The organism is Embleya sp. NBC_00896 (assembly GCF_045207785.1).
In the GTDB taxonomy this organism is placed as follows: domain Bacteria; phylum Actinomycetota; class Actinomycetes; order Streptomycetales; family Streptomycetaceae; genus Embleya.
The window spans coordinates 1,343,283-1,362,570 of the sequence record NZ_CP108777.1; the positions used below are offsets into that span (position 1 = coordinate 1,343,283).

The window sequence follows — 19,288 nt, forward strand, 5'->3', positions numbered from 1 at the left end:
CGTCGGGCACACCCGTTCCTGTTGCTCGCGCCCGGCGTCGCGCCGGCGATCCGGGTCAGCCCGCGTCGGCCACCTTGTACCCGGGCACGGACGGCCAGCGGACCGTCAGCACGACCGACTCCTCCTCCGCGTACCACGAGTGGTCGACGCCGTGCCCCCACACCACGTAGTCGCCCTGCTTGGCCAACAGCACGCTGTGGCCCGGCAATTCGACCCGGAAGCGGCCGCTGATCAGGATCAGCAGCGCGGTCCGGGCCTCACCCGTGACCCACTCGGCGCGCTCGTCACCGGGCGGGTGCACGCCCCACTTGATCTCCACGGCCTCGCTGTGCCGGGCGTCACCGACCTCCTTGAAGTGGCCCAGCAACCACCCCCGGTCCAGTGCCGCGTCCGGGCCGGCGTTGCCGACGTACACGCTGTCGTCCATGAATCGCGACGCTAGCAGCCCGGTTCCGGCGGGCCCTCACGCCGTCGCGGGCTCCGCCTCCGGGCCGGCGAACTCGCGGGCCGCGAGCACCCGGTCCAGCACGGTCATCACCACGAGCACCACCATGGCGCCGGTGAGGACGGCCCAGCCCCGCGGCGCGAGCAGCGCGGCCAGCGGGACGACCACGGCGGCGGCCCCCACCCGCGCGGCGACCGGACCGGTGCCCAACACGTACCGATGCCACGCGTGGCCGAGCAGGAAGATCGCCACGCCGGCGCCCAGCCACCAGCGGTTGGTGTCGGTACCCAGGTGGTGGATCGCGTCCGAGATGCCCGCCGCCACCAGCACGATTCCGGCGATCATCACCGCGTGCGCGAGGCCGAACGCCACGTAGCCCAGCGTCTGTCGGCGTTCCACCGGCGCGTCCGCCATGGCCCGCACGGTCCGCTCGTCGTCCTCGCCGAAGTACGCCCACCAGATGCCGGTGGCGACCGCGATCCCGAGCAGCACCCCGCCCGCGAGCTGCCAGTCCACCGGCCGGCCACCCGCGCCGATGCCCACGGCCACGACCGACTCGCCGAGCACGATCAGGATGATCAGCCCGTGCCGCTCGACGAAGTGGTGCGGTTCGACCACGAAGCCGCGGACCCGGCCGACCACCATCGACAGGTAGAGCACCAGGACGGCCGCGACCCAGCACGCCCAGGTACCGGCGTCGGGCAGGTGCGGGGCGACCAGGATCAGCACGCCGCCGACCGCGTTGAACGGCGCGAGCCGCACGATCCCCGAGCGCGCCGACGCCTCGGTCGCGGTCAGGAACAGCGCCACGTGCATGCCGACGGCCACCAGGAACGCGATGCCGAACGCCCAGCCGTCCGGGTCGAAGGCGTACGGCAGGTCCAGGCCCATCACGAAGAACGCGGTCATCGTCAACGCCAGAAGCAGCCGGACCACGACCGCGTCCGGGCGCACCGCGTTCGTCAGCCAGCTGAACGCGCCGAACATCCACCACATCGCCGCCAGCGGCAGCATCCCCTGGAGCAGGCCCGCCCAGCCGGCGTGGCTCTCCACCTGATGGGTGGCCTGGGTGAGAACGAAGACGAACACGAGGTCGAAGAACAGCTCGATCGGGGTGACGCCCGGCGACCGCTCCGCTGCGGTCGCCGACGCGTCGGCGGGATCTCCCGGGAGTTCGAGGGGTATGGAGATCGGCGGATCGGCGGGGGCCGAGGAGGTGGTCATGCCTTCACTTTCGTCCGGCGGTCGCAAACGAGCGCCCCATCATCACCGCGACGCCGGTTTGCGGAAACCTTTGTGCGGTCGCGTTCGCGATCGGCGTACTCCCGGCGCACTCCGGCGGCGGACCGGAACTCCGGTCCGCCGCCGTCCGCCTGATGACGGGTCAGGAGCAGTTGATCAACAGTGAGGTGATCACCGTGCAGGTCCGGGTGCCGCTGTTGTTGCCCGGGTTGGGGTCGGCGGGGACGCTCGCGGTGCGGGCCGCGGTGACCGCGAAGGCGGTGTCGATGCCGAGCAGGCCGATCGGGACGGTGAAGTGTCGGGTGACCGCGGCGCCGTTGGCCAGTGGACCGACGGTGCAGGTCACGATGCGGTTCGCGACGGCGCAGTCCCTGGACGTGGCGTTCAGCGGCAACGGCAGCGGAGCCGTCACGGTCGCCGAACCCACGCTCGCGGGACCGTGATTGGTGATCGTCACGACGTAGTCGATGTGCGCGCCGAGCAGCGCGGGCACGGCGGTGGCCGCCAGGGCGACGGACAGGTCGGCCGCCGTCGCGACGTAGGTGTATCGATCGGCGGGCGAGGTCGCGCTGGTTCCGCCGGGGCCGGTCACGGTGACGTCGACGACGCCGGCCGCACCGGGCGGTGCGATCGCGCTGATCCGGGTGTCGTCGAGCACCACGAAGGAGCCAGCCGGGGTCGCGCCGAACCGTACCGAGGTCGCGCCGGTGAAGCGGGTGCCGGTGATGGTCACCGCCGTGCCGCCGGTGACCGGGCCGGTCGCCGGGCTCACCGCCGTGACGGTGCGCGGTCGGGCTAGGCCGACCACGACGATGCCGAACGGGACGCTGCCGACGGGGACGGTCGCCACCACGGTGTCGGTCGCGGCGTCGATCACCGACACGTCGCCGGACGCGGCGTTGGTCGTGTACACGAAACCGCCCGCGGCGTGGATGGACAGGTTGGCGGGATAGCCGCCCACGGCCACGCTGTCGGTGACGGTGCGCGTGGCCAGGTCGATCACCTGGACGGTGGCCGGGAACGCGGTGACGTACGCCTTGGTGCCGGCCGCGTTCACGGCCACGTTGCTGCCGTCGACGATCGGGACCGTCGCGGTGAGCGTGCCGCCGGCGGCCAGGTCGAGCACCCACAGTCCGCTCTCGTTGTCGACGGCGTACAGGTGCGTGCCGGCGGGGTCGAGCGCGGCGCCGTCCGGTGATCCGGGGAGGGCGATGGTCGAGCCGACGGTCGCGGTCGCGGTGTCGATCACCGAGACGCTGTGACCGGCGTTGTTGACCGCGTACACGTGCGCGCCGTCCGGCCCGGCCAGGACCGCGATCGGGTCCGTGCCGACCGGGATCGTGGTCACGGCGGCATTGGTCGCCGTGTCGATCACGAGCACGGCGTCGTCCTGGGCCACGTACAGCCGCGTGTCGGCGGGGTCGACCACCATGGCGAACGGCGCACCGGCGGTGGCGACGGTGGCGGTCACGGTGTCGGTCGCCGTGTCGATGACCGAGATGGCGGACGAGTCGTGGTTGGCCACGTACACACGCGTACCGGCGTGGTTGGCGGCGAGCCCGAACGGCCCGCGGCCCACCGGGATGGTGGCCGTCGTGGTGTTGCTCGCGGTGTCGATCACGGACACGGTGTCGGACCCGGAGTTGGCGACGTAGGCGAACGCGCCGTTGCCGGCCGCCCCGGCGGGCGGCGCCTGCGCCACGAGGCCGGCGACGATCAGGGCCGCGGCCGCGAGGACGGCGACCGGTCGCGCGGGCGGCGCGCCGCGTCTCGCCCGGCGCGTGCTGCGCCACATGCGACCGGGCACTGCGGAATCGAGCGACATCGGGATCCCCTCCCTGGAGATGGACCACAACCGGCCGTCTCCGTCGGGGCACCCCGATCCCGACTTCCCCGCCCGGCGATCGGATCCCCACCCGCATCGAGACAGCCGCGAATCACGGACGGTGATTCGTCGGTGCATCGCGGGAAACGTACCGGGCGTCCGGGGCGGTATGCAGCCGTAATGGCCAAATCGCCGCAAGGGCTGGGGAGTTGAGGTATGCGCGAGGCCCGAGCCCGAGGATCCGGGGCCGGGTTTGGGTCCGGGTTTTGGGTTCCCGGGTCCGGGTCCGGCTCCGGACGATCGAGCGCACGCGAATGCGCTGGGCGGACCGACCGCGCCGAAGCGCGCGGCCGGCCGCCGGCGCCGGGCGGCGCGGCGATCAGTGCTTGGGCAGGTAGATCGTCCGGCCCAGCCGACGGGCCTCCAGCGCGGCGGGCACGCGCGGCGCCACCGTGCTCGGCAACAGCTCCCCGGCGCGCTCCACGGTGACGAACGCGTAGTCGTCGAGCTCGTCTTCCTGGATCCGGATCGTGGCGATCACGTCTGGGGTGAACGTGCCCGCGTCGAACATCCACCCGATCAGCGGACGCGGCCGCGGCTCCATCTCGGGCACCCAGTCGATCACCAGCAGCTCGCCGACCTCGAGGTCGAGCCCGATCTCCTCGCGCAGCTCCCGCGCGCACGCCTCGTGTGGCGGCTCGTTTCGGTCGACGAACCCACCGGGGAGGTTCCAGTAGTCCCGATAGTTCGGCTTGACCACCAACACCCGACCCGCGCCATCGGTGATCAGCGCGCAGGCGGCCGCATACGTCGCCGGCAACTGCGCGTACCACTGCGCAGGCGGCAAGAACTCATGACTCATTGCGTCGACAGTAGCCGCAGTCGACGACACACCGCCTGCCGGGCGAGGCCGGCGGTTCTCGGGGTCGGCCGGTACCGCCGACCGACCCCGCCGCACCGATCCGCGCGGTCAGCCCGCGGTCAGGCCGCTGTCGTTGTGCAGGATGGCCCCGTGTACGTTCCCGGCCTCCGCGGAGGCGACGTACGAGAACATCGCGGCGATGTCCTCCGGTTGGGCGCCCGGGCGCGGGGTCATCGCGCGGCCGACCAGGTCCCAGTCGACGTCCGACGGCATCTGGTAGTTCGCGACGAGGTTGGTGTCGACCATGCCCGGCGCGATCGCGTTCACGCGCAGCGGCTGCTTGGCGAACTCCCAGGCCAGCGAGCGGGTCAGCTGGACGACCGCGCCCTTGCTCATCGTGTAGACCACGCTGTAGGCCAGGCCCATCACACCGGCGTTGGAGGCGATGTTGACGATGTTCCCGGAGCGCTCCAGCAGGTGCGGGATCGCGGCCTGGCACATGAAGAAGTAGCCGTCGGTGTTGACGCCCATCATCCGCCGGTAGTCCGCCTCGGTGACCTCGAGGACGTGCTCGGCGCGGGCGATGCCGGCCACGTTGCCCAGGACGTCCAGGCCGCCGAACTCGGCGACACACTCGGCCACCGCGGCGAAGCACTCGTCGCGGACCGCGACGTCGGTGACCCGGGTCGAGACCTTGCCGGCCAGGCCGGCGGCGAGTTCCGCGGTCTCGGCCAGCGACGCGGCCGCGATGTCCAGCGCGAACACGTTCGCGCCCTCCGCCGCGAGCCGCAGCGTCGTCGCGCGACCGACCCCCGAACCCGCTCCGGTGACAACTGCGGTCTTGCCGTCGAACCGGCCGGACACGTGGGCTATCGACATGCGTTCACTCCATCGGACGAGAGCGGGTCGGGGCGCGGACACTGCGGCCGCGGCCCTGAGGCCTCGGATCGTGCCACAGCCGGGTTGGAGTTTCCATGGCGGAACGCGTGCCGGACCGCCCGCGGGGACGTGTGCTCCGTCTCGCTGCGAACGCGCGACGGCCCGGCCGGAATCGCTCGCGACGGGACGTGTGCCGCCGTGTCGCGGTCTGCCGCGACGCGGCGCGGTGGATCCCGGACCGCGGTGCCGGCGCTGTTGCGACAACGGCCGGCGAGGGGTCACCGGGGAAGCAACTCGGCCACGTCGGCGAAGAGGCGCTCACCCGCCGCGGCGGCGGACGGAGCGATCGCCGCCAGGGTGAGGAATCCGTGCACCATCCCCGGTTCGCACCGGTGCCGAACCGGAACACCGGCCGCGCGCAGCCGCGCCGCGTACTCGTCGCCCTCGTCGCGCAGCGGATCGTGCTCGGCGGTGACGATCACGGCCGGCGGCAGCCCGGCCGACGCGACGGCGAACAGTGGGCTGACCGCCGGGTCGGCGCGCCGACGGGGATCGGGGACCCAGTTTTCGATGCCCCACGCGACGGCGTCGGTGGTCAGGCCCCAGCCGGTGGCCTTGGTGCGCGTGCTCGGGCGGGAGAGGGTCAGGTCGGTGTTGGGGCACGCCAGGATCTGGACGGCGGGCAGCGGACCGCCCTGGTCGCGCAACCGCAGACAGATCAGCGCGGCGAGGTTGCCACCGGAGCTGTCGCCCGCGATCGCCGGCGGGTGGGTCGTGCCGGACAGTTCGACCGCGTGCTCGGCCGCCCAGCGAAAGACCGCGACGCCGTCGTCGATCGCCGCGGGCCACGGGTGTTCGGGGGCTCGGCGGTAGTCGACCGCCAGGACCGCGGCGCGCGCGGCGACGGCGAGTCGGCGGCACAGTCCGTCGTGCGACTCCAGATCGCCGATGGTCCACATGCCGCCGTGCAGGAAGACCACGAGCGGGGTCGGTTCGAGGGTGGGGCGGTACAGGCGGGTCGAAACGGGCACCGGCCCGTCGACGGTGACCTCCGTGACCTCGGCCAGGGCCGGGCCCGCCGGCCGGGTCGCGGCGCGGAGGCGTTGGAGCCGGCGCGCCTCGACCGCGCCGACCTGCCGCGGGGTGGGACCGGAGGCATGGCGCTCGGACTCGATGTAGGCGGTGAGTTCGGGGTCGGCGAGGTGGCCGACGGGGGCTTCGCGCATGCGGGTCAGCCTGCCGGCCGCGTGCCGATCACCGCCTCGGGGTGGGCGGCGTCCTCCCCGTCCGTGTCGACACGCATTGTTCGGCATGCATCGTTTGGCATCCCTTGTGTGGACCGGAGTCGGCCGGCACCGTGCCGGGCGAAGGCGGGGCGGTCGGCGAAGACGCGCCGCGGATACACGGGGAGGTACGGAATGACAACGGGGACGGGGATGGGCATGGGGCCGTGGATGGTGGTCATCGAGGAGAACGGGGGACTGGGCCAGAGCGTGTCCTGGAGGGTCAGCAACTTCTTCTGGGCGACGGACCACAACGACGCGCTGCGGATGGCGGAGCATCTCGCGCACACCCATCGGCCGATGCACCCGATGATCCCGCAGGGCCGCTGGGCGCTGCGCCGGACCGACGGATCGTGGCTGGTGATCGTGCCCGGCACGACCACCACCTATCAGTTCCGCGTCGACATCGCCGAGCACGTGCCCTACCCGGGGACGACCTGGACGAGCCCGCGGGTCGCCGGGACGACGTGACCGGCCTCCGCCCCGCGTTCACCGCCGGGGCCGGCCCGGGGGCGCGTCCGGGGGCGCGTCTTCGGGCAGTCGCCACAGGGTGATCCCGTCCGGTCCCAACGTGTCCGGCAGCGCGGCGAGTTCGTCGATCGTGCGGCCTCGTCCGTGTCGGTCTCGGGTGAGCAATGGCGCGGTACGTTGACCGGGGAGCGGAAGCGGTTGCTGACGGGGCTCGGCATGCGCTGGTGATGCCGCGTCAGCTGCGCAGTAGGCCATGTTGCGCTCGCCCGACTGAACCGGCGTCCGTCCCGCTCAGCGCCCGCTGCGGCTGGAGGCGGGCGTCGGCGTCGCCGCTCGGGCGGCCAGGGGTTGCTCGGTCCCTGACGTCGAACCAGTCACCGCCCACGCCCGCGTCGCCGCCCGAGGGCAGATACGCTCCCGCGGTCTCGGCCGCGGCCGTCTCGGTGTGCTCGCGCGGCAGCAGGCTCTGCTGGAGCGCCACGGCCGTGCGGCGCTCGCGCGTGTAGCGGCGGGCGTTGTCCACGCCGAGGGACGCTCGCGAGGCGATCTCCTGGAGGAGGCGGACGTCCTCGCCGTCGAACGGTGCCCCGCCCGGCCACGAGGCGGTGCGCCAGACCACGACACTGCCCAGGAGCGCGCCGCGGGCGTACAGCGGGGCCGCTATCACGCTCAGGACGCCCGGCGGGACCAAAAGCCGGGTCAGGTCGGGGTCACGCAGAGCGGCCTGGATTTGGGCGCTGTCGAGCACGAGCACCGGCCCGCCCCCCAGGACGGCGCGCACCTCCGGTGTGTCCGGCAACGGCGGCACCGGACTACCGGGCATGATCATCCGGGCGGGCCACGGGCCGGCCGAGCGTGTGGCCGCCGCGCGCTGAATTGGCTGCCGGGCGCGGATACCACCGCGCGGTGGCTCGTCGCCGGTGAGTACTGCCTCGGCCAGGCTGACGAAAGCGAAGTCCCCGACCTCCGGTACGAGGAGATCGGCGACGTCCTGTGCCGTGCGGGTGGCGTCCAGTGAGGCGCCGATGCGCGAGGCGGCCTCGTATTGCAGTTCCAGGCGTCGTATCGCGCGTGCGAGGGCGTCCGGCGGCTGCTGCGCGGGGGCGGATTCGCTCATGGCCCTCCTCCCCTCCTCCTGTGGGTCGCGGACGACGCGGTGGCTATGGCAAGTGTCACCCCGGTGGGTGGGACTCGGCAGGTCGGCGCACTGGATGACCGCGGTAAGGAGTCGCGCCCGCTCCTCGCTCAGCCCAGCCGCACCTGGACCTCCTCGTTCGGACCCTCCGCGGTCACGGTCTCGATGTGCGCGGGGAATGTTGAGGTGTCCTTCGCGTTCGCGGTAGGCGAGGGCCGCGCCGAGCGCGGCCAGGACCCGGCCGCGCAACACCACCTCGGCGGCGACGCCGTCACCGGACGCGGGCGCGGGCGCGGGGTTCGGGCCGAGAATCCGGTCGGGGTCGTTCGGGCATGGCGAGCTCCTGCTTCAGGGGGCGGTTCCGGGTTCGCGGCTCGGTGAGCGTTGCCGGGTTCAGTCGACGACGTTGAGGCCGAGGGCTGCGCAGACGGCGGCGGCCTGGGCCGCGGAGATCACCGCGCCGGAGAATTGTGCGGCGGCGGCGATGGTGAGTTCGCCGAGGTCGGCGCCGCGCAGGTCCGCCCCGGTGAAGTCGGCGGCCCGCAGGTTCGCGTCGGCGAGTCGGCAGTCTTCGAGGACGGCGTCGCGGAAGTCGGTGCCACCGAGGTCGGCTTCGGTGAAGCGGATGCCGACGAGGTGGGCGCCGCGCAGGCTCATGCCGTTGAGGTTGGCGACGGACAGGTTGCAGCGGGCGAGGTTCAGGTCCGGGCCGCGGTGGCCGGTGAGGCGGGCGCCGATCATGCGGCAGCCGGTGAAGGCGGCGCCGGCGAGCAGGGCGCCGCGCCATCCGGTGTCGGTCAGGTCGGCGTTGTCGCAGGTGAGGTCGCCGCAGTCGGCGTCGGTGAAGTTGGCTCCGGCGGCGCTGCCGCCCTGCCAGCGGGCCTGGTCGAGCACGGCGCGGGTGAAGTCGGCCGCGGTGGCGGTGCAGTCGATGAAGACAGCCTCGGCCAGGTGCGCGCCGCGCAGGTTCGCTTCGGTGAGGGTGCAGCGCGTGAAGGTGCGCGGGCGCGGATCGGCGCGCAGCGCCGGGCGCAGGTCCAGGCCGGTGAAGTCGACGTCTGCCAGGTCGGTTTCGGTGGCGAGCAATGCCAGCGGATCGGTTCCTGCGGTGCCGGTGCCGGTGGCGGTGCCGTGGTCGCGGAACGGCGGCGGTGTGGGGGTCATGGGGTTCCGGCCTCACTTGATGGGGTGCGGGCAGTGCGTCGCGGTGGGCCCGCACGGTTGGGTTCTCGGGCCGGGCGGGATCTCTCCAGCGGGTGTCGCGGCGTCGGTTCACGCTCGAACATATTTCATCTCCAGTGATACATCTCTAGTAATGTATCACTGGAGATGTTCTACTGGACCGGGAAGGCGGTGCGGCTGGGACCCACCCCGCCGCCTGACGGACCTCGCCGTACTACAAGCCCTCGGCAGGCGCCTCGCCGCCACAGAGAAGAAGGACGCCGGCATGGAGCCGACCGACTACCTGAACCTCGCGGGCCTGCACAACCTCGGCCGCCGCCTCACGGCCGCCGCCGCCGCGGCGATGAAGGACACCTCCGACCTGGGCACCACCGAGCTGCTGCTGCTCGAATGCCTCTACACGGACGGCGCGCAGCCGGTGGGAGCGCTCGCCCGGCGCACCGGTTTCGCACAGAGCCGGGTGTCCACCGTGCTGGCGGCACTCCGCCGCCGGGGCCTGGTCGACCTCGCGCCCGACCCCGCCGACCGGCGCCGCACCCTCGCCGAGATCGCCCCGCACGCCCGCGCCCAGGCCGGCCAGGCCAGGAACCGCGACGCCGAACCCACCCTGCGGGCGCTGCTCGCCGCCCTGCCCCGCGCGGACGCCGACAAGGTGATCTCCGCACTGGGCACCCTCGACGCGGCACTCGGCGACAACCAGCCCGACCCCGCGGACCCGGCGCCCTGACCGGTGCGCGCAGACCCGACGGACCACGAACACACCAGGAGGAAGAACATGCTGGTCATCACCGGTTTCCTGACGTTCCGCCCCGAGGACGTCTACGAGGTCGTCGAAGGGCTCCTCGCGGTGTCCGAGCTCAGCCGCAAAGACCCCGGCTGCATCGATTACTGGTGGGCCGAGGATCTGGAGCGCCCCTACACCTTCCGCTTCTTCGAAGCGTGGGAGACCGCCGAGCAGTTCGAGGCGCACCGCGGCATGCCCTACGAGGACGCCTTCAACGAGCGCTACCTGCCCAAGCTGGTCGACGTCGACGCGCACGTCTACACGGTCACCGCGCGCGCATCGGCACTGGGCATGTGACCACCGCGGGCCGCAGCCGGGAAAGCCGGGCGCCCGCTCCCTGCCGAACCGGAACCGCCGGGCGTTCTCGTCGCGCTCGCCGAACTCGCCGCCGAGGGCCCCGAGATGCGGCGCTCCGGGCGCCCGGCAGCGACCTGCCGTTGCTCGGCCCGTCGCGACGCCGGAAGGTACGGCTCAGCCACTCGCCCGGCTGATGGCCAGCCTGGCCGCCGGGCGGCAGTAGCGGCCGTGTGCGGCGGCGTGGTGTTCGAAGTACGGCGGCAGCCAGGTGGCGCTCAGCAGGCGGGGGTGGGCCGGGAACGAGTCGAGCGCGGCGAGGGCAAACATCAGGGAGGCCCACGGGGAGTGCATGCGGATGCTCGTGTAGCCGTGGCCGTGGATGTCCTGGAACGAGGCCTGGAAGACCCCCGGCGCGGGCAGGTCGACCGCGTCCAGGCCGTTCCAGTACAGGGACAGCGGTGCGATCGGGTGCACGAACCGCACGTGCCGCATGGTCGCCGTGATGTCGCCGAACCCGTCCGGCATCCAGCGCGGTTGCGCGTCGCGCGCGGCGTTGTTGCGGCGGACGCTGTTGCCGATCGCGTTGACCGCGAGCGTGCCGGCCACGAACGTCGGGCCACCGACGGCGAACATGTTGCTGTGCCGGTAACTGCCGTCGCCGGCCGCACGCATCGTGAACCGCTCGGCCTGCCCGCAGGCCAGCGCGCGATCGCCCGGCTCCAGGCGGACCACGCTCGGCACCAGGGGACGCTGGTGGACGCGGCCCTCGATCACGTCGGCAATGACGTCGCAGGTATACAGGAGGAAGTCGTCCAGCGGGGTCCACGGCGGCACCTGCCTCCGGGGAGCCGGCATCTCGTACCCGTCCTTCATCACGCCCCCGAACCCACCCGAAGTGCGACGGTAGCCCGCCGACCGACCGATTTCGCGAGCATACCGGGACCGGCATCGCCCGGCCCCGATCAGTCGACGGCGGTGATGGGACGAGGCGTTACGGCTGCGCTCCTGCCAGTCGGGCTGGAGGGCCGGGTGGACGCCGCCTCCCCCGTTCGGGTGAGAGCCGGGCGCGGCCGGTGTCGGGGCAGACGTCGAGCGTCGGAGTCCCGGCGGGGGCTTTGCGGTCGGTGAGGAACAGCGGGCCCCGGGTGCGGCGGGTGATGAGGCGGGGCAGCGGTCGGGCGGTGCCGGACTGCCAGTGGATCCACTCGGTGGCCCCGCCCTTGGCGGTGATCCTGCCGCGCTTGTCCTGCGGGTAGAGGTCTTCCACGTTCAGGCACAGCACTTCGTCGGCGCGAAGCCCGGCGCGGACCTTCGGCTTCGCGTCGCTCGCCGACCCGCACACCATCGCGTACGCCGGCCACCGCACCCTCGACGGCCTGCGCGGCGCGACCCCGGATGGCGCCACCCGGGCCGTCGACGACAACTGGCTGACCACGAAGGGCGCATGGGCCGCGCCGGGCGCCTGACCGTCAGGGTGTCCGCAGCGCCGCCGCGGTGCGTGAAGCCGACGCGGCGACGCCCGCGATGCTCGACGTGATGAACGAGCCGCCGCCGGCAAGGTCGCCGAGCACGTGCACACGCGGGTCGGCGGGGACCACCCCGCCGGCCGGGTGGAGCGTGGCCAGGCCCGCGCCCACCAGGGACCGGACCAGGTCCCCTGCCGCGGCCGGGACCGCTTGTGCGGGCGGGTTCACGGCGTTGACAACGACATGTGCGGTGCGTTCGCCACGGGTAGTGCGCACCCGGAACCGCCCGTTCACCGGCTCGATCGCGGCGATGCCGGAGGCTATGCCGAGTTGGCCGGAGTCCAGCAACCGCATCATCATCGCCGCGTTCACCGGAACCATCGGCGAGGCGACACTCGCGGCCGTGCGGAAGTGGCGCCGCAACCACGCGCGGTCGGGCTCGCGCAACAGGCGCCACGCGTACGGGCCGACGCTGTGCGCACTCTGCTGCAGCACGCGGCGGCCGATCCCGGGATCGTCGACGGCGGCGATCTGCCGCCGGAGGCGCTGCGCCGGGTTGTCGGTGCGGGCGTCCCGGAGTTCGGCCGCGAGGTCGTCGAAGTCCTCCCCTGCGTCCGCCATTTCCGTGCGCAGCAGCCCGACGAGGTCGTCGAGCGCAAGGTGCCCCCGGTCGTTGTGCAGCGCCGCCACCCGTTCCACGGTCACGTGCTTCGGACGGTAGCCGTCCGGGCGCTGCCAGACGTACGGCAGCACTCCGCTGCGCGACAGGAGGGTGATCCGGCCCGGATACCCGTGCGCGGCAAGCGCCACGACGACGTCGACCGCGGTCAGGCCGCTGCCGATGACCGCCACATCGTCCCCGGCCGCAATGCGGTCGACCGTGTCGGCCAGCGGATAGGGGTCGGCCGTGTAGCCCGGGCTGCCGGCAAGTCCGTACAGATCCGGCGGAGTCCCCCCGCCCACGCACAGTGCGATGCGGGTGGCCTCGTGCTCTTGTCCGTCGTCCGTGCGCAGTACGAGCCGCGTGCCGGAGCGGACGACGACGTCGGTCACCCGGGCGGCCACGACGCGGACGAGCCACCCCTGCTCGCCGAGCGCCGCCACGGCCTTCTCCGCGGCGTGGACCAGGTACTCGCCGTAGCGCGCGCGAGGGAGCAGCGGTTGGCCCAGAAGCGGATCGATGTGCTCGGTGCCGCGTTCCCCGAGCCAGGCCGCGTAGTGGCCGAAGTCGCCGCCCCGGATCGACATGAGGGCGGGCGGCGTGTTGACCAGGACCGCGTCCAGGTCCGGGCCGTACGGCCGCCCCCGCCACAGGTGCGGCGACGGCTCGAACACGGTGACCGTACCGATCCCGCCCGGCGCGGCGATGCCCTCGGTGCCGGCCAGCGCGTCCAGCAGGCCGACCGCTGCCGCACCTCCTCCGATGATCGCGATGTCCATCGTCTCCCTCTCGGCTGGTCGTGTTCCTGTGACTGCCTTTCGACCCTCTCCGGCCGCGTCGGGAAGACCCATCCCTCGTGCACGGGCGACCGGCGGGGAATGCCCCCCTCAAACGAGGGGTTCTGTGCGGTACGCGAAACAGGCAGGCTGGGCGGTAGGCGGGGCCGGATCGGACGACGCGGGGGCCGGACGACGCGGGGAGACCGACCGACGGGCGGACTGATCAGGAGGGGACGCGCATGACGGATCCACGCCGACCGGTGCTCGCGGCCGCCGAACAGGCCGACGACGCATTCGAGTTGTTCAGCCGGGTCTCGGCCCGGCTGCGGCGCGTCGTACCGTTCCACTCGGCGGTGTGGACCGCCGCCGACCCGGAGACCGGCCTGATCACCGCACCGATGCTGGTGGAGAACCTGGGCTCCGGCGAGGGCTGCGCCGCCTATTGGCAGAGCGAGCTGCTGGAGGAGAACGTCCTGCCGTTCCGCGACCTGGCCCGCGCGCCCGTACCGGCGGCCGGGCTGCGGGCGGCCACCGGGGACCTGCCCGCCCGCAGCGCCAGGTTCCGGCGCCTCCTGCTGGACCAGGGCGTGCACGACGAGCTGCGTGCCGTACTGCGGATCGGCGACCGGCCCTGGGGCCTGGTAAGCCTGTTCCGCACCACCGACGCGTTCCGCCCGGAGGAGACGGCGCTGCTCGCCGACCTGTCCCGCCCGCTGGCCGAGCGGCTGCGCAGGTTCGCCCGGCCGCCCGCGTCCACGCCCCGGACCGATTCACCCGCGCCGGGGCTGATCCTCTTCGACGAGTCCGGCGACGCAATCTCGGCCAACGACGAGGCACGACACCAGCTCGCGCTGCTGCCGGAGGGGCCCTCGTTCCCCATGCCGCTGGGGCTGAAGCTGCCGATCTGGGTGATCGGCACGGCGCTCCAGGCACGCGCCATCGCCGACGGCCGCGACCACGGCAGTGCCCGGGTACGCATCCGGACCACAGAAGGCCGCTGGCTGACCTGCCACGCCTCGTGCCTCTCCGGCCCCGGCGGCCGGCCCGGTCCGGTGGCGCTCGTGATCGAGCCCGCGACACCCGCCGACCTGGCGGTCCTGGTGGCCGAGGCGTACGGCCTGACCTCGCGCGAACTCCAGATCACCCAGCTCACCGCACGCGGGATGACCACCGCCGAGATCGCCGCGGCCCTGTTCATCTCCCCGCACACGGTCCGCGACCACCTCAAGACGATCTTCGCCAAGATCGGCGTCTCCAGTCGCGGCGCCCTGGTCGCCCGGCTGTTCACCGAGCACTACTGGCCCGCGCTGCCGGCCCCGACCCGAGTCGAGCGCCCCGGCCGGCCCCCTGTCCAGGCCCGGATCGCCTAGTACTACAGGGATCAATCTGATGAGTTGGGTGTGGCTAGGGGCTATATCTGGATCATCTGGAGTCGCATGCGTCGGCGGAAGTGCCTTCGGCGGGCGTCGCGTTGGTGCTGCCGGCGGAAGCGCGACCAGTGCAGCGCGTGCTGGATCTCGTGGACGGAGCGGCCGATGAGGTTGAACAGGCGGCGGATCTCGGCGAGGCTCAGCGCTCGCTTGGCCGGGCGGGCTGCGGTGGCGGTCGTTTCACCTGGTTGGTGTTGGTTCTTCCCGTCGGTGTCCCGCGGTTGTCCACAGGTCGAGGGTCCCCTTTTGAAGCCGTCCGCGCATCACGGCGAGCAGGCACAGGGCGAGCATGGACAAGGTGACGTGCCGGTGCCAGGCGTCGTAGGTGCGGACCTGGTACTGGTCGAGTCCGGCCTCCTGCTTCGCGGCTTCGAAGCACTCCTCGACCGGCCACCGCGACCCGACCGCGCGGACCAGCTCTCCGAGCGGGTCACGGCGGGGGTTGAAGCACCGGTAGTACGCGGTCTCGGCCCCGTCCAGGCTGCGCCGGACCAGGAACGGCCGTGCAAGGTCAGGGGTTTCGACCAGGGCCCAGTCGTAGGTGCGGAAGCCCTTCGCGCCGATGCCGCAGGCCCGGCGGGTGAACGCCCGCGCGGGCAGCGCCGCGACCAGCGCGTCGATCCGGCCGGTGTGCCCGGCCGCGTCCGTGAGCTCGGTGTTCTTCGGGACCGCCATCACGTAGGACACCTCCCGCTCCTCCAGGAACGCGCACAGGCCCGGGTTCTGCCCGAACTCCTCGTCCGCGGCGAACCACGCGAACGGCACCTTCGCCGCAAGCGCCCGCTCGACCATCCCCCGCACCTGCTCGGGCCGGGTGCGGAACGGCACCCCGTCGGGCACGCCGGCCTCCCGGCACCGCTCGCGGTCCGCGATCCAGGAGTGCTCGGGCAGGTACAACTCCCGGTCCAGCAGCACCCGGCGGCCGTCCGGCGTCGCGTAGGCGAGGAACGTGCCGATCTGGCAGTTGTCGATCTTCCCGAGCGTCCCGCTGTACTGCCTTTGCACCCCGGCGGACTCGCGGCCCTTCTTCGCGAACCCGGTCGGATCCGCGATCAGCACCGCCCGCTCGTCGGCGAAGTGCTCCATCGCGTACCCGACCAGCACATCGCGCAGCCGGCCCGCGTCCCACCGCGCGGTTCAGGAACCGCTGCACCCGCTTGGGCTCGGGCGCCCCGACGAACTCCGCGATCGTCCAACCGTTCTTCTTCTCCAACGGTGCCAGCAGCCCACGCAGATACCCCCGCGCGTGCGCCCGCGGCTCCGGACGCCGAAACAACGGATCGATCCGCGCGCACACCGCCTCGAACTCCGCATCCAGGACCGCGAGGTCCTCAACCCCAACCGCCGTATCGTCGTCGACCCGACCTCGTGCACTCACGGCAGACATTCTGCCGCACCCAACTCATCAGATTGATCCCTGTAGTGCTAGGGGACACCCTGGCTCGTTGAGCTGCTTGGTTGAGTCGGGTTCGATCGCCGGACCCCGGCGGCGTCACACTGTGAGCGAGCGTGCCTTTTCGTCCAGGTTCTTGGTAGGGCCAGTGGCGACCGCGCGCCCGTGCGGCCCTGCTGCTTGGGCGATTGCGGTGGACGCCACCTGATTGGTCTGCCCGTCCGAACGGCTGGCCCCGGTCATGCGGCCCGCCAGTTCGGCGGAACGGTTCAGCTGGCGCAAAGACCCCAGGCCGGCGACCGCGGGGGAGGTGTTGACCATGGGATCCAGGTATCCGTTCCGTTCCATCGCGGAATGGGCCGCCGCCAGTTGCCGTTTGAGGCGCTCGGTGTTGTCTCCCAGAGTGTCGTCGACATCGAAGTAGGTGAAGACGTCGCCCCGCTGCTCGCCGTAGATCTCGGCCAACTTCGCGTCCACGTCTTTGATCGAAGCGACGTAGTGGATCGTTCCGTGGCCGTGCTCCCTGGACGTCTCGCCCCTGGCCGCGAAGGTCTTGCTTCCTCGCGGCCCCTGCCCCACCACGATGGCGTTGGAGTTGGGGATGTTCTCGACGTACGCCTCCGCCTTGCCTTCCCGATCGTCGATCACGGCGGACGGCCTTCCGCGCGTCTGGGTGCGGATCCTGGCCATGTTCTCCGGTGAGGTCTTGTCCTCGGCGATGGCGGACATGACGTGTAGCGGCGGCCCGAACTCGAGGTTGGGCTCGGGGAGCGGGAAGTCCCGGGCCCCTTCGGTCTCGTCGGTGATCACACCGAGCTGGCCCAGCTTCACCTCTTGGTGGAACACCTCGCCCGCGGAGTAGATGCCCACGCCCGCTCCCTTGACCTGCGCAAGGCGTATTTGTTCGCGGGCCCCCGGGAACATCGTTCCGGCGATGTCGGCTTCATGGATCGCCGCTTGGACGTAGGTCTGGACGAAACTCTCCATGTCGGGCTTGCGATCGAAGGCCATCGGGGCCTCGAGAGTGGCACGCGTCTTGTCGCGCAGTGGCTTGGGTGTGTGGCTTGCCGGGTATCGGGACTCGATCCCGGCGACAACCTTGTCCGGCTCGTACAAGGCCTGGTAGGCGCGTTTCGCCGCCTCTGCCAGCGGGGCGTGACCGAAGTCGCCTACAGCGCTTCCCCATGCTGACTCGAGCTTGTCTTGCACGAGTTGACTGCGCTGTGCGGCGCGAGAGTCGATCATGGCTGGAACACTACTTGAGCGCGTTCTTCACCCAGCCTCCTTGGTGCGCATTGGGGATGATTCCTAATTGATCCTGATTTCTCCGGCGCGCGGGTGCCCTCGTCGGACTCGGCCCGTCGCCGGCGCGCGAAGCGTTCACGGGACGCCGAGGCCCACGCGGCGCCATTCGCCCGGCCAAGCGAGCGCTGAGCCTCGCCGAGATCCGCCGCCTGTTCAACCTCATCGGCCGCTCCGTCCACGAGATCCAGCACGCGCTGCACTGGTCGCGCTTCCGCCGGCAGCACCAACGCGACGCCCGCCGAAGGCACTTCCGCCGACGCATGCGACTCCAGATGATCCAGATATAGCCCCTAACCACACCCAACTCATCAGATTGATCCCTGTAGTACTAGTGCCGCGCCCGGCCACGTTCACCCCGTCGAGTTGAGGAGTTCGGCTCCGTCAAGACCGGCCAGACCCGGTCCTTCAACTCCAACAACGTCGTCGCCGCAGGCGAGATGGGCCACCGCGTCGCCTTCGTGCGCGCGGACTTCCCCCCTCGGGCCATCGAGCGGTGGTGGCCTCACACCGCCCACGACTTGGAGACCGTGCTCACGCGTCTGAAGCTTTGCGGGCGAGCAGGTGGATCTCCTGGAATTGGCGTCGGTCGGTGGGTTGAGGCCGGCGCACCATCCGGGCTACCTCGGCGAGCCCGGACTCGCGCAGCATCGCGGCGAGGTGATCCGGCGACCACCGATAGGCCGGCGCGACTGTGTGATCGAAGACCTGTGTCGGGTGAGACGGATCATCGCCGGCCGAAAAGCCGATCAGAAGGTGGCCGCCAGGTGCCAGCACGCGGTGGAACTCCGCCAGGATGACGGGGAGTTCATGCGGTGGAGTGTGGATGATGGACCAACGCGAGAGCACGCCGCCCAGCACGCCGTCAGCGATGTTCACCGCAGCCATCGAGCCCACGTCGAACCGCAGGCCCGGATAGGCATGTCGAGCCAACTTGATCATCGCAGGAGAGGCATCAACGCCAAACACCGCCAGCCCCAACTCATCCAGATGGGCGGTGATATGGCCGGGCCCACATCCCAGGTCCGCGACCCGACCGTCGCCACTCGCGCTGACAACCTCGGCGAAGGCACTCAAGATCGCGCGGTCCAGGGGCCTGTCACGCAGCTCGCCGCTGAACAGCTGCGCATACACGGGGGCAGCAGCGTCGTAGGCCTCGCGGGTGGCACTGAGGGCATCGTGTTCGACCATGCTCGCGACAGTAGTTCCTGATGAGCCGCCCTGGCGCAGCAGCATCGAGTCTCGGGACTTCTCCCGGTCGACGTCGACGGGCGTGCCCCACTCGCGCAGTTGCAGGCCCCAGGTCTGGTCCGTTGCCTGCTGTGCTGCCGCAGGCGTCCCTCCCGGCTGACGACGTAGATGCGGGTTCTCGTTCTTCCTGGTCCGATGCCCTCTGGCCGGTTGTGGCAAGAGGGCATCGGACCGGTCGCGCGGGGTGGGCGGTGTGTCAGGCGGTGATGGTGGCGACGGGTTCGAGGCCGTAGGTGCGGGCGTAGCCGTTCTCGGTGCCGACGAGGAGGTCGACGACCTCGAAGTAGCGGTCCCAGAACGGGGTTTCGCGCAGTGCGTCGATGAGGAGCTGGTAGGCGTGGTGGTCTTCCGCTTCCCACACCCAGACGTCGGTGACGCGCGCGGAGTAGAACTCCGTGTCGTAGAAGCGTGAACGGACGCCCGTGGTCTTGGCCGCGATGGCCGGCAGGACCTGGGTGGTGAAGGCGTCCACGCGTTCCTGGACGGTCAGGGCGAGCCACTCGGGCGTGGTCTTGACGAGCATGAACGCCGTGACCGGCGGTTCGGTTTCCTCAGCGGGCATCAGGGTGGCTCCAATGTGGCAGGTGGCCTTGGTTCGCCG

18 protein-coding genes and 1 pseudogene are annotated in these 19,288 nt (G+C 71.6%); 4 read left to right on the plus strand and 15 right to left on the minus strand.

Annotated features, from left to right (window positions below; all coding sequences use genetic code 11):
• Nucleotides 1-55: 55 nt before the first annotated feature.
• The 6 genes from OG928_RS39275 to OG928_RS39300 all read right to left on the minus strand — a co-directional run bounded on the left by OG928_RS39275 (nt 56) and on the right by OG928_RS39300 (nt 6,479).
• The gene (locus OG928_RS39275) at nt 56-427 is read right to left on the minus strand and encodes a signal peptidase I (protein ID WP_331766784.1); all 372 of its coding nucleotides are present in this window, start codon (nt 425-427) and stop codon (nt 56-58) included.
• 36 nt (nt 428-463) lie between these two features.
• A complete protein-coding gene (locus OG928_RS39280) occupies nt 464-1,669 on the minus strand; it encodes a low temperature requirement protein A (protein ID WP_331766785.1) in 1,206 nt (401 codons plus the stop codon).
• A gap of 160 nt (nt 1,670-1,829) precedes the next feature.
• Entirely contained in the window at nt 1,830-3,512 is a 1,683-nt protein-coding gene (locus OG928_RS39285; RefSeq protein ID WP_331766786.1) for an IPT/TIG domain-containing protein, read from the minus strand.
• A gap of 379 nt (nt 3,513-3,891) precedes the next feature.
• Entirely contained in the window at nt 3,892-4,374 is a 483-nt protein-coding gene (locus OG928_RS39290) for an NUDIX hydrolase (RefSeq protein WP_331766787.1), read from the minus strand.
• 108 nt (nt 4,375-4,482) lie between these two features.
• Nucleotides 4,483-5,253, minus strand: a complete 771-nt coding sequence (locus tag OG928_RS39295) for an SDR family NAD(P)-dependent oxidoreductase (RefSeq protein WP_406291590.1) — start codon at nt 5,251-5,253, stop codon at nt 4,483-4,485.
• 278 nt (nt 5,254-5,531) lie between these two features.
• Nucleotides 5,532-6,479, minus strand: coding sequence for an alpha/beta hydrolase (locus tag OG928_RS39300; RefSeq protein WP_331766788.1), 948 nt, complete (start codon nt 6,477-6,479; stop codon nt 5,532-5,534).
• Between the two features lie 192 nt (nt 6,480-6,671).
• Here OG928_RS39300 and OG928_RS39305 point away from each other — a divergent pair, with 192 nt between their 5' ends.
• The gene (locus OG928_RS39305) at nt 6,672-7,007 is read left to right on the plus strand and encodes a hypothetical protein (protein ID WP_331766789.1); all 336 of its coding nucleotides are present in this window, start codon (nt 6,672-6,674) and stop codon (nt 7,005-7,007) included.
• Nucleotides 7,008-7,242: 235 nt separating this feature from the next.
• Here OG928_RS39305 and OG928_RS39310 read toward each other — a convergent pair whose 3' ends face one another.
• Together OG928_RS39310 and OG928_RS39315 are read right to left on the minus strand one after the other, a co-directional pair.
• Nucleotides 7,243-8,124, minus strand: a complete 882-nt coding sequence (locus OG928_RS39310; protein ID WP_331766790.1) for a GAF domain-containing protein — start codon at nt 8,122-8,124, stop codon at nt 7,243-7,245.
• A 411-nt stretch (nt 8,125-8,535) separates the two neighbouring features.
• The gene (locus tag OG928_RS39315; protein ID WP_331766791.1) at nt 8,536-9,306 is read right to left on the minus strand and encodes a pentapeptide repeat-containing protein; all 771 of its coding nucleotides are present in this window, start codon (nt 9,304-9,306) and stop codon (nt 8,536-8,538) included.
• Between the two features lie 283 nt (nt 9,307-9,589).
• On the opposite strand from OG928_RS39315, the gene OG928_RS39320 reads away from it, so the two are divergent.
• Both OG928_RS39320 and OG928_RS39325 read left to right on the plus strand, forming a co-directional pair.
• Nucleotides 9,590-10,051, plus strand: coding sequence for a MarR family transcriptional regulator (locus OG928_RS39320; RefSeq protein WP_331766792.1), 462 nt, complete (start codon nt 9,590-9,592; stop codon nt 10,049-10,051).
• A 48-nt stretch (nt 10,052-10,099) separates the two neighbouring features.
• Nucleotides 10,100-10,405 carry an antibiotic biosynthesis monooxygenase gene (locus OG928_RS39325; RefSeq protein WP_331766793.1) on the plus strand — a complete coding sequence of 102 codons (306 nt, stop codon included), beginning with the start codon at nt 10,100-10,102 and terminating at the stop codon, nt 10,403-10,405.
• 174 nt (nt 10,406-10,579) lie between these two features.
• Here the strand turns inward: OG928_RS39325 and OG928_RS39330 are convergent, their stop codons facing one another.
• The 3 genes from OG928_RS39330 to OG928_RS39340 form a co-directional block, all read right to left on the minus strand.
• On the minus strand, nt 10,580-11,260 hold the full coding sequence (locus tag OG928_RS39330; RefSeq protein ID WP_406291591.1) for a hypothetical protein: 681 nt from the start codon (nt 11,258-11,260) through the stop codon (nt 10,580-10,582).
• Between the two features lie 136 nt (nt 11,261-11,396).
• Entirely contained in the window at nt 11,397-11,840 is a 444-nt protein-coding gene (locus OG928_RS39335) for a hypothetical protein (protein WP_406291592.1), read from the minus strand.
• Nucleotides 11,841-11,874: 34 nt separating this feature from the next.
• Entirely contained in the window at nt 11,875-13,311 is a 1,437-nt protein-coding gene (locus OG928_RS39340; RefSeq protein WP_331766796.1) for an FAD/NAD(P)-binding protein, read from the minus strand.
• 239 nt (nt 13,312-13,550) lie between these two features.
• On the opposite strand from OG928_RS39340, the gene OG928_RS39345 reads away from it, so the two are divergent.
• On the plus strand, nt 13,551-14,681 hold the full coding sequence (locus OG928_RS39345) for a helix-turn-helix transcriptional regulator (protein WP_331766797.1): 1,131 nt from the start codon (nt 13,551-13,553) through the stop codon (nt 14,679-14,681).
• Between the two features lie 240 nt (nt 14,682-14,921).
• On the opposite strand, the pseudogene OG928_RS39350 reads toward OG928_RS39345, so the two are convergent.
• From OG928_RS39350 to OG928_RS39365, 4 genes and pseudogenes are all read right to left on the minus strand, one after another.
• Nucleotides 14,922-16,128, minus strand: a pseudogene (locus tag OG928_RS39350) (IS701 family transposase).
• Nucleotides 16,129-16,233: 105 nt separating this feature from the next.
• Complete coding sequence (locus OG928_RS39355) at nt 16,234-17,379, minus strand: hypothetical protein (protein ID WP_331766798.1); 1,146 nt, start codon at nt 17,377-17,379, stop codon at nt 16,234-16,236.
• A gap of 591 nt (nt 17,380-17,970) precedes the next feature.
• Nucleotides 17,971-18,627: a methyltransferase domain-containing protein gene (locus OG928_RS39360; RefSeq protein ID WP_331768274.1), complete on the minus strand. Its 657-nt coding sequence runs from the start codon at nt 18,625-18,627 to the stop codon at nt 17,971-17,973.
• 256 nt (nt 18,628-18,883) lie between these two features.
• Nucleotides 18,884-19,249, minus strand: a complete 366-nt coding sequence (locus OG928_RS39365; protein ID WP_331766799.1) for a darcynin family protein — start codon at nt 19,247-19,249, stop codon at nt 18,884-18,886.
• Nucleotides 19,250-19,288: the final 39 nt, after the last annotated feature.

Coding starts and splice junctions, on each gene's coding strand:
- OG928_RS39325 (WP_331766793.1), top strand. CDS start 10,100: ATGCTGGTCATCACCGGTTTCCTGACGTTCCGCCCCGAGGACGTCTAC.
- OG928_RS39340 (WP_331766796.1), bottom strand. CDS start 13,311: ATGGACATCGCGATCATCGGAGGAGGTGCGGCAGCGGTCGGCCTGCTG.
- OG928_RS39305 (WP_331766789.1), top strand. CDS start 6,672: ATGACAACGGGGACGGGGATGGGCATGGGGCCGTGGATGGTGGTCATC.
- OG928_RS39310 (WP_331766790.1), bottom strand. CDS start 8,124: ATGAGCGAATCCGCCCCCGCGCAGCAGCCGCCGGACGCCCTCGCACGC.
- OG928_RS39320 (WP_331766792.1), top strand. CDS start 9,590: ATGGAGCCGACCGACTACCTGAACCTCGCGGGCCTGCACAACCTCGGC.
- OG928_RS39295 (WP_406291590.1), bottom strand. CDS start 5,253: ATGTCGATAGCCCACGTGTCCGGCCGGTTCGACGGCAAGACCGCAGTT.
- OG928_RS39290 (WP_331766787.1), bottom strand. CDS start 4,374: ATGAGTCATGAGTTCTTGCCGCCTGCGCAGTGGTACGCGCAGTTGCCG.
- OG928_RS39280 (WP_331766785.1), bottom strand. CDS start 1,669: ATGACCACCTCCTCGGCCCCCGCCGATCCGCCGATCTCCATACCCCTC.
- OG928_RS39360 (WP_331768274.1), bottom strand. CDS start 18,627: ATGGTCGAACACGATGCCCTCAGTGCCACCCGCGAGGCCTACGACGCT.
- OG928_RS39275 (WP_331766784.1), bottom strand. CDS start 427: ATGGACGACAGCGTGTACGTCGGCAACGCCGGCCCGGACGCGGCACTG.
- OG928_RS39355 (WP_331766798.1), bottom strand. CDS start 17,379: ATGATCGACTCTCGCGCCGCACAGCGCAGTCAACTCGTGCAAGACAAG.
- OG928_RS39285 (WP_331766786.1), bottom strand. CDS start 3,512: ATGTCGCTCGATTCCGCAGTGCCCGGTCGCATGTGGCGCAGCACGCGC.
- OG928_RS39315 (WP_331766791.1), bottom strand. CDS start 9,306: ATGACCCCCACACCGCCGCCGTTCCGCGACCACGGCACCGCCACCGGC.
- OG928_RS39345 (WP_331766797.1), top strand. CDS start 13,551: ATGACGGATCCACGCCGACCGGTGCTCGCGGCCGCCGAACAGGCCGAC.
- OG928_RS39330 (WP_406291591.1), bottom strand. CDS start 11,260: ATGCCGGCTCCCCGGAGGCAGGTGCCGCCGTGGACCCCGCTGGACGAC.
- OG928_RS39300 (WP_331766788.1), bottom strand. CDS start 6,479: ATGCGCGAAGCCCCCGTCGGCCACCTCGCCGACCCCGAACTCACCGCC.
- OG928_RS39365 (WP_331766799.1), bottom strand. CDS start 19,249: ATGCCCGCTGAGGAAACCGAACCGCCGGTCACGGCGTTCATGCTCGTC.